This window comes from Mycobacterium sp. 852014-52144_SCH5372336, from assembly GCF_001665615.1.
Taxonomy (GTDB): domain Bacteria; phylum Actinomycetota; class Actinomycetes; order Mycobacteriales; family Mycobacteriaceae; genus Mycobacterium; species Mycobacterium neumannii_A.
Window position 1 is genome coordinate 1 of sequence record NZ_LZSW01000059.1, and the last position, 13407, is coordinate 13407.

A 13407-nucleotide genomic window follows, 5' to 3' on the forward strand; every position below is an offset into this window, starting at 1 on the left:
ACTACGATCACAGGCGCACCCCACCAAAGGCGGGGTGATTCAACAAATGCAGTCTCCGGACTCACCGGGACGGGTCAACAAGCGGTCGGCAAGGCCATTAAGGTCTTCAAAGAGCAACTCCCACTGGCCTTCTTGAGTCCACTCGTAATCTCGCTGGAATGTGGGAACGACAAAGATGCGCTCCTTGCCTAGAATTCCTTTGAGCTCGTATGTGTCAGCTTTCATCGCTCTCCCGACGCCGTCATGCTTTCCTACGCGTTACCCAGTTGAAAACTTTCGCTACCACGCTCGGTGACGATCCGTGTTTGTCACCAGTACTTGTCCTGGCCCGTGGCTCGTCGTAATCGTCATCCAGCAAAACTCTTCCCCCTTCGAAGTCTTCGGGTTCAGACTCTAAAAACCACAAGAGCTTCTCCAGCATCGCGTCATACTCATCGATGCGTCGCCCTGACTTCGATGTGAACAAGAGCCGGCGCGCGCCTAGAAGTTTTGCCTCACGTTTTGTGCGGGAGAGAACGACATGCCAGGGAAGACCTGAGCCGCAATCATGGCGCACAACGAAGGTCGCGTGTTCGCCCTTACAGGGACTGACGGCAATTGCATTCTCAGCGCGGTCTCCCGGGTGGGCGATCGAAAGCACCACGTAGAGGTTATCCCGACCCTTCGACGGGAAGGCGCCGCGGTGTATCCGACATCGTGCTTGAGGGAAGTAATCCTCGAGCCGCTTTAGTACCTCAACGCGCTTCATGTCGATCTCACGCCCGTGATAGCTGCCTGTTGCGCGGAGTTCTCTGATGAACGAATGGAGCAATTCACCGGGCGGAAGGATCTCAAACGGCAGATCGCCGTCTACCGCCTGGGCCGACGACGAGGGCGCGCTCACCAGCTCCGCTATGAAGTCGAAGTCACCTCGTTCGAGCGTCAGCAGTTCATCCTGGCCGTTGACGAAGCGTTCTTCGAATTCATCCAGGTCATCGGTTAGGAGCTGCTCCACGAAACCGATCATGCGTTCCAGATTCGAGATAGCGGCGATTACGCGCTGTGGGTGGTGTCGCAGCGCGTGCGGCTCGGGCGGAGCCAACTGGCGCACCTTGTCGAGCAAGTGCTCTCTGCAGTCGTCGTCACCAAAGATCAGCAGAGAGGCGTGGCGTAAGAAAGTAATGCTCGCTCGCGCCCGCCGCAGCGCGTCGTCCGCCGACCACCAGCTGGCGTCAAGGTCGACTCGGTCGAATTCGGCGTCAATCGCGCGCCGGGTCACGCCTCGATTCTGGTCGAGGAATTTGCCGTGGCTTCGGATGAGCCGAGCGAGCACTTCTTTGTCGTCTCTGACGACGGTTGCGATTACCTGAAGGCGGCCCAGTACTGAACCATCGAACAAGAAGCCGGGGCGGGGGATTGCCTCTCGGTACCGCCAACTGAGGTATCCGACGTACTCGGCACTCCCGTCCAAGTCCAGCAGCTCTACGAATTCGATCACCTCGTCGGCGTCGAGATCCTCCGGACTGGATGAGAGGACCAAGTCCACCATCTCGTCCATGCCCGCAAAACCGGGATCCGACTCGACGTCATCACCCGGCGGTTCACCTGAGCCGGCATACTGCTCGCTGTCTTCACCCTCGAGCAGCTCCTCAACAAGGTGGAGGCACTCCTCGCGCGAACCCGTGAAACCCAGCCGGATGAACCAGTCGTAGAACTGGCCGTTGTCGGCTGGTCGGGAACTCTCGTCCCAGCGTCTGACTCCCAAACCGTGTGACTCGACTGCGTCGACCAGTCGGCGTGCGGCATCCTCCGATGCATCGAAAACCAAGTAGTGGCCGAACTGGTTGCTTTCCAGGTACCAGTCTTCGATTCCGAGGTGGCCGCTTTCAGAGAGGTCGTCCAGGCTAGTTTCAGGCCAATACGGGACATCGCTGTAAGCCGCTAGGAAGCGGTCGCAGTCGTCCTTGTCAGTCGGCTCATCGCTGATATCGATGTAGTTGCCTTCGCAGAGGGGATACACCGCGCCGTTGTAGACGACGCCGGCGTACCCGTCGGGCATGAGCCTCACCGGACGGGCGGTGAGCCGGGCAACAAGACGATCTCCGTCATGGACGGCAACATCCACCTTCTTGGAAGCCATTAGGTCCCCACGCTCAGTGCGGCCGTCGTCTGCGCCACCGTTGCTGCAAGCTGATCGACCTGCCGCAGCAACTCGGGCGTTGTAACGCTCAAGTCGAGCGCATGGCAGTGGATCACCACACCACTGCCCCTAGCGGTGTGCAAGTCCACTGGCTCATTGCCTTTCGCGTAGACCAGGTGCCCCTCGGGTAGGTCCAACACGGTGCAGTACGCCAGCATTTGATAGAGATCCGCGTTGGGGAAGCCCTCCGGCCGCTCGGCCTTGTACTTGGCGTCGACCACGGCCCGCACTTGCCCGTCCAGAAACCACATCAGATCGGGCCGCATCACTACTCGGTCCCGCTCGTCAAGGCTCAGCGACTTCTGGCAGACGCTGTGCCCGCCCAGGGAGTGAAGGGACTCCCGAAGCGCAGTCGTCACGAAGTCCTCGAACACACGCCACATGTCGAACATGTAGCCGGTGACCGTCAAGTCGCCCATGCGGTGTTCGAAAGACTCTGCCGCCAATACGATTTGGGCTAAGGCCAGCGCGGGGTGATACCGAGCGTTGAGTCGGCTGCGGTGCCAGGTCGGCGATTCCGCGCCGCGCGGAAGGACCGTGACGTCGGCGAGCATTCGTCGCAGCCGCTGCAGGCGGCGGCGCGGCGCCTCGCCTAGTCGCGGAACGGCAATGAGCCAATTTACGGCGAGAAGCAACAGTTGGTTCTCGGCAATGTCGACGGTGAAGTCGTCGTATTCGACGGCCACCGGGACGGGCAAACCATACAGGCGGGTCATCTGCTCGCTGGCAAGCAGTCGGCCGCGCAGGACGGGCAGCCGGTCGTTGATGGTCCGGTATCCCTGCAGCAGACCCTGCTCCACAGCACGCAAGGCGATCCGGCCGAACGCTTCCGCCAGGGCAGGCAGCAGGTCCTCGTCGCCGGATAGCTGCACCAGTTCATCCCGCCAAATTCCAGGATCTTGGGCGTAACCGAGCAGGAACAGCAGCCTGTTGAGGTTGGTAATCTTCGGGCGCACCACGACTTGGCGCTGCCCGACAAGCACAGCCCCGACCTTGCGGCCGGCCGCCACGTCGAAAAACCCATGCGTCAGCGTGGGAGTGACGTTCACGAGGGAGAGTTGTTGGAGCGCAACATATTCCGCGTCGGTTAACGCGACAGTCCGTGGGCTTTCCCCCTCAGTCAGTAACAGCGGCGTTGCTGCCATGATCGGTTGCCTGGAGAGTGGGGGTGGGAGCACCATCAGCGTTTTGGGAGGCCTCGCCGACAGCAGCCTTGTCCTTCACGGCCTTACGGATGGCGTCAAGGCCGTACCGGGAGCGGACGTCGGTTCCGTCGCCGTAGTGGTGCTCCTCGAGTAGTGGCAGGATGGCGGTGCGCCAGACCCGTTCCAGACCTTTGTCACCCGCCTCGTGCACGGCGGACCGCATGAAGTACGACGGTCCGATCTTGAAATCTGGATCCTCGATCCGTGAGTTGAGCTCTTCGAGCAAGTCGGCCACATCGTTGGGACGGTTGGTCGCTTTGAGCCACTTGCGGAGAATGCCATTGGTCGGACTCTCCGAGGGATGCAGCGGAAGGAAGGCGAAGCGCCGGCGCATCGCGGCGTCGACGAGAGCGATCGACCGGTCGGCGGTGTTCATCGTCCCGATGATGAGGATGTTCTTAGGCAGAGAGAACGGCTCGGTGTTGTCCGCGGAGTACAGCAGATCGATCGCGCTGTCGCGGTACTCCAGCAGGAAGTACAGCTCGCCGAAAACCTTCGCCAGGTTGCCGCGGTTGATTTCGTCGATGATCAGGACGTAGACCGCGTCCGGGTTGTCTTTGGCCTTGTCGACCAGGGAGCGGAGCGGTCCCGGGGTCAGGGTGAAGCCGACCTGCCCGCCGCCGTGCTCCTTGGGCCGGTATCCCTCGAAGAAGTCCTCGTAGGTATAGGCCGGATGGAACTGGACGATCTTGACGTTCGCCTCGGTGGTGAGGTGGTGGGCGAGTTCCTGCGCGATGTAGGTCTTACCCGTACCCGGCGGCCCATAGAAGATGAGTTGTGGACGGTCGCGTAGGAGGTCGACGCATTCCTGCAGCCACTCGGTAGGGACGTTAAGACGCGCGGCCAGATCATCGGTCGCATTCGGCAGGTTCAGTGACGCAGGCCCCTCCGGGGGCCGCCGGTGCTCGGCCAGGGCGACGAGAGTCTCCAGATGCTGGGTGAGATCCAGAACCTCGCCCTGCGCGCTAAACCGTGCCGAGACCTCGGGAGGCAATTGCGACACCGGCATCGAGCCTGGATACCACCTGACGGTCCGTCTGAGATTAGACCGCTGGTCACTGCTCTTCACCGACTCGGCAGGCCCGGTGATGGTCCCGAAGTACACGTGGCCCTGGCTGACGGTGACAACAAGATCTTCGGGGTGCATGCGCGCCAGGAAGGCATAGAACTCGTCGAGCTTCTCTTGGCGCTGTGCATATCCTGACGAGCGGTAGTCTTCCTCAACGAAACCTTTGAGTTCGTCTCGGGTGATGTCGGGTTCGACATGACGTAGCAGGCTCGCGGCCAGGGATACGGTGCCCTTGTGGCGCCAGATGGGCACCATGTCTTGGCCTTTCACGTTCGAGCCGTGAATGCGCCATGCGTGTCGCACCTCGTCCGTCGGTGACGCCTCAACCGCCACCGTCGGCTTTTGCCACTTGTCGCGCCACAGAGACTGGTAGAGGTCGACTACGCCGTGCTGATCCACCATCGCCTCGTAGATGAGGTGAAGATCTTCATCGACGTCGCCAACGGGACGACCCAGATACTCGGCCGCGAAAGCGTCGCGGATTTGGCGGCGCTGTCCGCGGTTCACGATTGGGAGAAAGAAGTCCGGGAACGCCAGATATAGGAGTGCTTGTCGCTGTGCCCATTGACCCGTGTGAATGGTGTCGACCTCGGAGCGGAAGATCAGCGGCTCGGTGAGCGCGTCGACTCTGCGTTGGTCGGGAAGTTCTTTGAAGCGATGGGCGATGGCGATGAGGTACGCGAGCTGGTTAGGTCTGTTTCCCCCGAATGCGGGCCCGCCGTGGAACGCGCGTCCCTCCAGCAAGGCCTGCCTCACCTCGTCGGGTACTGCGACCGGTGGGTTGCAGCGATTCAACACTGCCTCAACTTGTTGTAGCTTTAACTGTCCGCCGAGATTCGTGATCGGTAGAACGTTGGCGATGAGAAGCTCAGCGAAGAGCTGCACGGCACCCGATGAGGTTGTAGCCAACTGCTCATCGAGCTTCTCGATCAGCCCGCCGGATCCTATTTGCGGCCGATTGACATAGTCCTGCTGGAGTTCGGTGAGATGAGCGGCGGTCCAAACTGGTTGATCCGGCGTAAGGAGTGAGCTGTCTTGCCCGAAACCGAACTCAATCAGTTGGCGGCCGACCTTCTCCACGAGGAATGCATCCGCCCGCCCAAACACGCCGACATCATCAACGCTCACCACAGTTCTCCTCCCCTTATCGCGCGCGTGCAGGTTTCTCATCGAACGGCGACTTGTAGGCCTTACCCGTTCGCCCTGCCTCAGCCATCGCGTCGTAAATTTCGAGGATCAACTGCTTAGTTCGGTATTCACCATGTGCGGCAACGTCTTTGCGCTTGACGATCGGGAAACTCTCCATGATGTAGTCGGCGTCATCGCGTTCGACTCCATAGAGGCGGAAGAAGGCCGCGTCGAGTTCAGAGCGAATCCGAACGTAATCGTCACCCGACTTGGTACGTAGCGCAGCAACCCGCGCCCCTACCCACGCGCCCAAGGCCAAGTCGATCCTCCACGGTGCAGGCTGGGTGCTCATTGATGGAGAGGGCACCGGCAGTTGTTTGACGACGCTGAACTGAAGATGCATATTGCTCAGCTTTTGACGAACCACAAAATCGAAAGCGAAAGAGGAAAATACAGCGGCGAAAAACCGCAGAAGGCTGTCTTGGAGTCCCTGAACGATGTCGTAGTTACCCCCGCCAGGCACCGGCGGTACGATACATCCGATAGCCGTCCGCACATCCGTTGACCGCGCAATCCCTCTCCACGCGAACATGGATTCGAGCCCGTAATCGCCGGCCCTCTGAAGTGCCTCTTTCTCCTTAACCCAATAGCGCGGCATTACCACGAAGTTCTTGTTCCGCTTCTCCTCGGGAGTCACGTCGCGAATTGTGCCGTTCTCATACGTGGCCCAAGTGTCGTCGTAGAGATGGATCATCTTTGACTCATACAGCGGAAGCATCTTCTCTTTGCCTTTGTGAAACACGTTGCCCTGCAGTGCCCATCCGTCGCTTTCCAGTTCGTCGCGTGTACGGAATAGGTGCGAGTCACTGGTCATATTGAACAAGCCTTGCATGAACTTCACGCCCCAAGGGTTGCCTTTCGGATCGCCCTCGCGGATAAGGACGGGCACTCGCTTGTAGATGCCGATTGTGATCTCAGCGTCGCGGCGACTGCGAAACACCGGACAGGTGCCGGTATTTGGGTTGAGCAGGGTAATCTCCTCCGGCGTCAGGGTGAACCGGGTGCCGGGGCGTTGCAGGTCGGTAGGGTCGTGGGCGAAGAACGCGAAATCGGCCTCCGGCTCGCGCAGATCCCGGCCGGTCAACGTGAGCAGACAGAACTTGAAGCTGCGGTGCACCCCCTCGAATAGCGGCTTGGCATTCTCGAAGTCGTAGAGGCTCGCGACGGCGCCGTGCTCGACGAGGTCTTTGAAGAAGTACTGGGTGGTGGCGTCGGTCGCGATCCCGGTGGGCAGGATCAGTCCGAACCGCCCGACACCTGCAATCAGGCTGCGGCCTACTTCCGCGAACAGCGGATCGGTTTTTACCCTCCCCCGTCCGCATAAAGGGTATCGGCCTGAACTGGCCGCAAAATGTCGCATTCCGTCGAGACGGCGTTTGGCGGCTAGGTATTCCTGTCCAAGTGGAGCCTCAGCAGCGATGAGATTGGCTATGAGTTTCTTTCGCTTTGCACCCGCCGCTTGGGCAATATCAGGATCTCGCGCTTCGAAGAACTCCTGCTCCTTTAGTTCCACCTGCTCCCACGGCGGATTGCCGATTACGACTGAAAATCCGCCGTACCATCCGGTGGCCTCGTTGACCGTATCGTCACCAGTGGATTCGGTCGGAAAGATGTGAGGAAACTCCAAGTGCCAGTGGAAGAAACGGTATTCGGCGGCGAGTCGACTCATTTCGGCGTGCTGCTTGTCGGTTAGCTTGTCGTCACCGTCGATCAGCGCAGTGATGGTGCGCTGGGTAATGGCGGGAGGCGCACCGCGGCTTTTCGGCCACACGAATGCCGCGCACCAGGCGTCGGCTGCCAAGCGCTGCTGACGGTAGGCGGCGGAATCGGTGTAGGCGCGAAGACGTTGCTCTTGCACATGTATGTCGGCGAGTGACATCGTCGGCGCGGCGACCACTTTCGCAACCTGCTTGGCGAGTGCGGTGTTCGCGGCGCCCATGTCGACGTCGAATAGGCTGGCCTGGGCGCTGCGCTCGGCTTTGTTCTGCTTGGCCAGGGTTGCGGTGATTTTCTTGTCGTCGCCCTCGATCGGCTTGAACGTCTCATCGGGCAAGCCTTCGGCGAGCAGCCTCGGGGTGGCGCCGACGAGGGCGTTGCCGATTCTGATCTGGGCGTCCAGGAATGTCAGGGGCCGGCCAGGGTCGAGGGCTTCCAGCCACAGCGACACCTTGGCCATTTCGGCGGCCAGCGGGTTGACATCGACGCCGTAGACGCAGCGTCCGACGACGTCCCGCATCGCCGAACGCACCGCCTCGGGGGCCGGCTCGGGGTCACCGGTTCGCAGGGCGGCCACCCGTTTGGCGATCCGGCGGGCCGCTCCGACCAGAAAATGTCCGCTGCCGCAGGCGGGGTCGCACACGGTCACGCGTAGCAGCGCCTGCTCGGATTCGTTGGACTTCTCGGCCTCATCAAGGACTGGGTCTAGTGCGGTGTCGAGTAGAGACTCCACCAGCGACGTGGGGGTGTAGTAGGAGCCGGTGTCTTTGCGCTGGTTTCCCGATGCGACGACCAGCGAGTAGGTCTTGGTGGCGGGGTCCCAGCTGGGCATCAACTCGAGCAGCGACTCGTAGATGCTGCCGAGTTCTTCTGCGCCGAGGTTGCGGTAGTCGACGATCCGCAGGGCCTGTGAACGCGGTTCGCGCACCAGTGACAGTGAGTAGACCGCGGACTGCAGGGCCTGGTTGCTGAGCGAGCAGCCCATCAGGAAGTCCAGGGCACCGTTTTCGAAGAGTCCGCCGATTCCGGGCAACCCGAGTTCGGGCAGACCGTCGACATTGCCGAGTCCACGGAACACGACCTTGAGTGCCTCCCAGCGGTCACCGTAGCGGCCGCCCCGCCGGCGCCGCGATGTCCGGCGCAACCGCTCGGTGGAGAAGTAGTCCAGGTATCGGCGTCGGACCTCGGGGTCGGCGTCGGGGTCGAGCAGCGCGTTGCGGTCTTCGGCGACGAAGGTGAACAGCAGCCGGTAGATGATCCGCAGCAGGGCGTGATTCATGTCCTCGACGGTGATCAGACCGTCGGCAAGGTCTTGACGCAGCTTTGCGTTGTCGGGGTGAGTGAGGAACCCTGAACCCAGCGTGTGCAGTGCTTGAATCACGCCGTCGCGCAGGAGGTTCAGCGCACGGGAGCCTGTTTCGATCGCGTCCTGACGCCAGTGCTCCAGCCAGCAGGAGGCGGGGCCGACCTCGGGGTCGCGGGACTCAAGGCGAGAGACGTGACACAGCGAGTAAAGCAGCAGGAAGTCGGCGAAGAGATCCCCATCGAAGATCGCCTCCAGATCGAATTCCACGTAGGCGGACCCCACCAGCGAGGTCGAGTCGCGGACCAACCGCAGTGTGCTCGCGTTCGCGAGAATAGCCCACACGTGGTCATGGGAGCGGTTGAGCAGCTCCTGCACCATCGACTGCGGGGAAGCGCCCGCCGCCCCCGCCACCCCCTTCGTCCGGGTGTCCAACGCGACGCGGCCGAGCAGATGGATCGGCACGCTTCCCCACAGGTGCGAGATGGGGAAACCGCGCTCACCAACATGGATTCCACCTCTTCCGGTGGCGTGGACGCGGCCGTAGCCAAGCTGGTCCAGCAGCACAAGGGCAAACCGCTCTCGCGTCAATCCGGTCGCCGCGTCGTCATCGGGCAACGCGGCCAGGGCATGACGGTAGGTGGTCCAAGCGCCGCGCAGATACGCCCACACTCGGTTGGCAGCGTCGCGCACGGTTTCACCCGCGGCTAGATGAAAGTCATTGGAGGACAGTCCATCCGGGGCTTGTCCGGCGACGAGTCGGGCCAGTAGGTCCGCGGGAAGCAGCCCGCCGACAACGCGGACGCCCACGAAGTTGGCGGAGGCGGTGTCGGCGCTCACTTCTCACCTCCCACGCGAGGCACATAGACGAAGACGCCGAGGACATCAGCGCCCGGTTCGACTGTCACCTTCAGCCCGCGCACCACTTCCGCGGCAGCCTGTCGCACCCGGCGGTGTGACTCAAGCAGCCGGGCGGCGAGATCGTCACCGTGGTCGGCGACATGCTTCGCAATGTCGGGCAGACCATCGATGGCGCGGCTGATGAACTGAGTCGCTTGCAGCGGGGGCACATTGCCCGATGGCCGCGCGTGCAGAAGTGCTGTCACCGACTGCGGTGATAGCCAGTGCGGCTTGGCCGGTGCCCCTTCGAAGGCGAGTGTGGCGACATCCTCAGCAACCAGCTCACGGGTGCCGGAGCGGGACGGGAGTTGCAGATGGAAGCGGTAGCGAACGACGAGCAGCGTGGTGCGGGTCGACACCGCCTTGCTGCGGATGACCGCGCAGCGCCGCGCCGGCCGTTGCTCGTCGGAAAGATTTGTGTCGAGAGCAGATTCGAGAACGTAGTTTGCGACCGCCTCCACCGAGGCGTCGGTGCGGGTGAGCACGGCGTCCCCGCGGGCCACTGGCAACTCAGCGGCGAAGTGCAAAGGGTCTTTCCGGCCGGGCGGTAGTGCGTCACGGAGTGCCAGCGGCAGCGGCCCGAGCGTGGCGGTGAAGCCTGACTCCGCGGGGGTCACGGTGGAGCGCAGGGCTCGCAGCGCGTGGTCGACGAATTCGGCGACATCCGTGTAGGTGCCCAAGGTGGCGCGGGTTTCTTTCAGCTCGGCGGCGACCTCATCGGGCTTGATGCCGTGCTGCGCGTATTTGGTTTGGGCGTTACGTTCGCGTGCGGCCGCCGACTCCCATTGGTTATGCAGCGTGTCGCGTTTTTCCTCCAGGTCGAGTTCCAGACCCAATTGCTCCGCGTCGCGCCCGCGCAGCAGCAGGCCCTCCATCAGTGCCTCGACAACGGCCTCGCTGTTGTCGGGAACCGGCACCGCAACACCGGTGGCCTTGCGGATCGCCTCATGTTTGCGCAGCAGTACGTCGAGCACGATCCCATCGATCTGGTTGTCGCGGCCGTAGAGGGTCACCGCGCGCACCGTGTCGGCGCGTTGGCCGAAACGATCCACGCGGCCCTCGCGCTGCTCGTGGCGGGTGGGATTCCACGCCAGGTCGTAGTGGACCACGGCTTGGAAGTTCTCCTGCAGATTGACCCCCTCCGAAAGGCAATCGGTGGCGACCAGCACGTGCTGGCCCGGCTCGGCCGTCAGCTCCTCGATGCGGGCGAGCCGTTCCGCGGGGGGCAGGGTTCCCGTCACGGCGCGGATTGTGACGTTCTTCCCCAGCGATGCACTGAGTTGCTCGGCCACGTAGTCGGCGGTGTCGATGAACCGGCAGAAGACTATGGGATTGAACCCGTCGCCTAGCAGTTCCTTGACGCTCTTGACCAATGCGGCGATCTTGCGGTCGGGTTTACCTTCGAGTTTCAGAGCTTCGGCGCGAAAAGCCTGCAGCCGCCGGGATTTGGTATTGGCGGATTTGGTGTCGGTGTCAGCGCCAGGCGTGGTGTCGACCGCCTCGAGTGCCTCGTCATCGGCCTGGTCAAGCACGATGGCTCGGCCGATCGCGTCGGCTTCTTCCAGTGAGTCAGCGGCGACCGTCGCCGCACGGGTCTGCAGAGTTTGAGCGGCTGCGCGCGGTGATGAAGCCAGCGCCCGAAGCAGGGCCAGCGCCGACCACCAGTTGACCCGCCGAGCAAGTCCGCCTTCATCGGTGCGGACCGTTTGGCGGGCGTAGTCGAGGACCTTGGCGAACAACGCGTGGTACTCGGGGCTAAGCGAGTAGGGCACTTCCGCCGAGAGGCGGTCCTTCGGAAACGGGGTGTCCTCATCGAGGTAACGACGGATGTCCACGCGGCGCCGCTGAACGAAGTGCTTAGCCAAATGCTCACGATCGGCCTTCTTCTCCAAGTCAACAGTGGCCAACTCAGGCTTTAGCAGCCCCAGCAGGTTCCGGAACGCCTCCTCCTTCCCGCTGTGGGGAGTAGCGGTGGCCATGATCAGGTGTCGAGAGGGATCAGCCGCAAGGTCGCGGACCAGTTCGTAGCGCTGAGTGCGGCCTGAACCGCTGGTGGTGGAGTCCGCGACGCAGGTGTGCACCTCATCGACGATCACTAGATCCGGGCAGGTACGAAGGAACTCGTGGCGACGCCGCGCACTCTTGATGAAGTCGGTGGACACCACGGTGATCGGGTATCGCTCGAAAATCGACTCGGCGCCGATACGTCCGCGTTCTAGGCGGCGAACCGTACTGGGCAGGACTAGTTGTACTGACCTGAGAGGTTAGGTACGCGGCTGGCTGGTGGTTGACCGCCGAGTGCGGTGTGGCCGCGGTGGTGATTGTAGTTGTGCAGCCAGCGCGGATACTCCTGGCAGCGTTCGGCGTCACTGGTGTAGAGCCGGGCGTAGGCCCATTCGTCTGCGAGGGTCCGATGGAAGCGCTCCACTTTGCCATTGGTCTGCGGCCGGTAGGGTCGGGTGCGACGGTGCTCGATACCGCCCAGCGCATCACGGAAGACGTGTGAGCGGTAACAGGAGCCGTTGTCAGTCAACACTTTTCGTACCGAGATACCGCGTTGGTCGAACCAGGCGCTAGCTCGCAACCAAAAATCTGCCGCGGTGCCCTTGCGCTCATCCGCCAGCAGCTCGGAGTAGACCAGCCGTGAATGCGCGTCCAGTGCGGTGTGGATGAAGTGATAACCCCGCACCGGCTGGCGGTACTTGTTGGTCACCCCAGTCTTATCCGCTTGAGCGTTGCGCTTGCCGGCCGAACGGCCCAGCATGCGCCAGCCGCCCCCGGCGGGGATCTTGCCCAACTTCTTGACGTCGACGTGGACCAGGTCTCCGCACTGCGCCGATTCCATTCGACGGATCACCCGTCCGGTGGCACGGTCGAGCCAGCGCAGCTTGGCGATCCCGTACCGAGTCAGTACCCGATGCACGGTCGAGGGGTGGATCCCGAGCAGGTAGCCGATACGGGCCGGCCCCCAACGACGGGTGACACGCACGCCGATAATGCGCCGCTCGGTGCGCGTGGGCGTGCGATTGGGGCTGTGATGCGGGCGTGAGCTGCGGTCGGCCATCCCGACCTCACCCTCGGCGCGGTAACGGCCAGCCCATCGTGCAGCTGTGCTCACCGACACCTGGAAGCGTTCCGCTGCCTGGCGCAGCGTCCACCCCTCATCAACGATGCAACGAGCCAGCCGCAAGCGACCGGTTTCAGACAAAGTGGCATTACGGTGAACCACGAAGACCTCCGAGATCGGTGAGCGTTCCTAGACAGCTCGCACTCCACTCGGAGGTCTTCGTTATGTCACCCCGCCACGCCGTATCTAACGTCCGTGGTCAGTACAACTAGTTCAGCCTCGAGACCGAACTTCTCTCTGAGTTCGCCCCGCCACTGCTCGGCCAGCGCGGGGCTGCACAGCACCGTCAGTCCGCCGGCGTCACCGACCTCGAGCAGCTCGGTGGCCACCAATGCGGCCTCGATGGTCTTGCCGATGCCCACGTCGTCGGCGATCAGCAGGCGAACGACGTGCTGCCTGAGCGCCATCATCAGCGGCACCATCTGGTAGGCGCGGGGTTCGACGGCGATGGAGGCCAGGCTTCGGAACGGTCCGGCGGTGGAGCGGAATCCGATCCGGAGCGCGCTACGCAACATCGATGCGCTCAGGTGGTCACCGAGATCCTCCGGTTGGGGCGGAGGAAACGACGCCGGGCTAACACCCTCGCTGGCGAGCACGCCGGCAATGTCGTCATCGATGCCGCCGATGGGCCGCAGCACCAGAAAGTCATCTGTGCTTTCCGGCAACACCACCCATTCGCGACCGCGTGCCGTGACGAGATTTCCAGGAGCGAATCCCACG

Annotated in this window: 7 protein-coding genes; all 7 read right to left on the bottom strand. The window is 62.5% G+C overall.

Annotated elements, in window-relative coordinates; translation table 11 throughout:
* Positions 1 to 241: 241 nt before the first annotated feature.
* Positions 242 to 2119: a hypothetical protein gene (locus A5759_RS19915; RefSeq protein WP_156616981.1), complete on the bottom strand. Its 1878-nt coding sequence runs from the start codon at positions 2117 to 2119 to the stop codon at positions 242 to 244.
* Entirely contained in the window at positions 2119 to 3324 is a 1206-nt protein-coding gene (locus tag A5759_RS19920) for an McrC family protein (RefSeq protein WP_068200683.1), read from the bottom strand. The genes A5759_RS19915 and A5759_RS19920 overlap by 1 nt, the downstream gene beginning before the upstream one ends.
* Positions 3296 to 5581 carry an McrB family protein gene (locus A5759_RS19925; RefSeq protein WP_082962232.1) on the bottom strand — a complete coding sequence of 762 codons (2286 nt, stop codon included), beginning with the start codon at positions 5579 to 5581 and terminating at the stop codon, positions 3296 to 3298. Before A5759_RS19925 ends, A5759_RS19920 begins: the two co-directional genes overlap by 29 nt.
* 16 nt (positions 5582 to 5597) lie before the next feature.
* On the bottom strand, positions 5598 to 9500 hold the full coding sequence (locus A5759_RS19930; RefSeq protein WP_068200686.1) for a DNA methyltransferase: 3903 nt from the start codon (positions 9498 to 9500) through the stop codon (positions 5598 to 5600).
* On the bottom strand, positions 9497 to 11656 hold the full coding sequence (locus A5759_RS19935) for a helicase-related protein (protein WP_231984702.1): 2160 nt from the start codon (positions 11654 to 11656) through the stop codon (positions 9497 to 9499). The genes A5759_RS19930 and A5759_RS19935 overlap by 4 nt, the downstream gene beginning before the upstream one ends.
* A gap of 146 nt (positions 11657 to 11802) precedes the next feature.
* Positions 11803 to 12789 carry an IS481 family transposase gene (locus A5759_RS19940; protein WP_068200688.1) on the bottom strand — a complete coding sequence of 329 codons (987 nt, stop codon included), beginning with the start codon at positions 12787 to 12789 and terminating at the stop codon, positions 11803 to 11805.
* Between the two features lie 65 nt (positions 12790 to 12854).
* On the bottom strand, positions 12855 to 13406 hold the full coding sequence (locus A5759_RS19945) for a hypothetical protein (protein ID WP_068200691.1): 552 nt from the start codon (positions 13404 to 13406) through the stop codon (positions 12855 to 12857).
* Between the last annotated feature and the right edge of the window lies 1 nt (position 13407).

What these genes read in the sequence shown, in the direction of transcription:
- A5759_RS19915 (WP_156616981.1), bottom strand. Translation starts at nt 2,119, where the DNA reads ATGGCTTCCAAGAAGGTGGATGTTGCCGTCCATGACGGAGATCGTCTT.
- A5759_RS19920 (WP_068200683.1), bottom strand. Translation starts at nt 3,324, where the DNA reads ATGGCAGCAACGCCGCTGTTACTGACTGAGGGGGAAAGCCCACGGACT.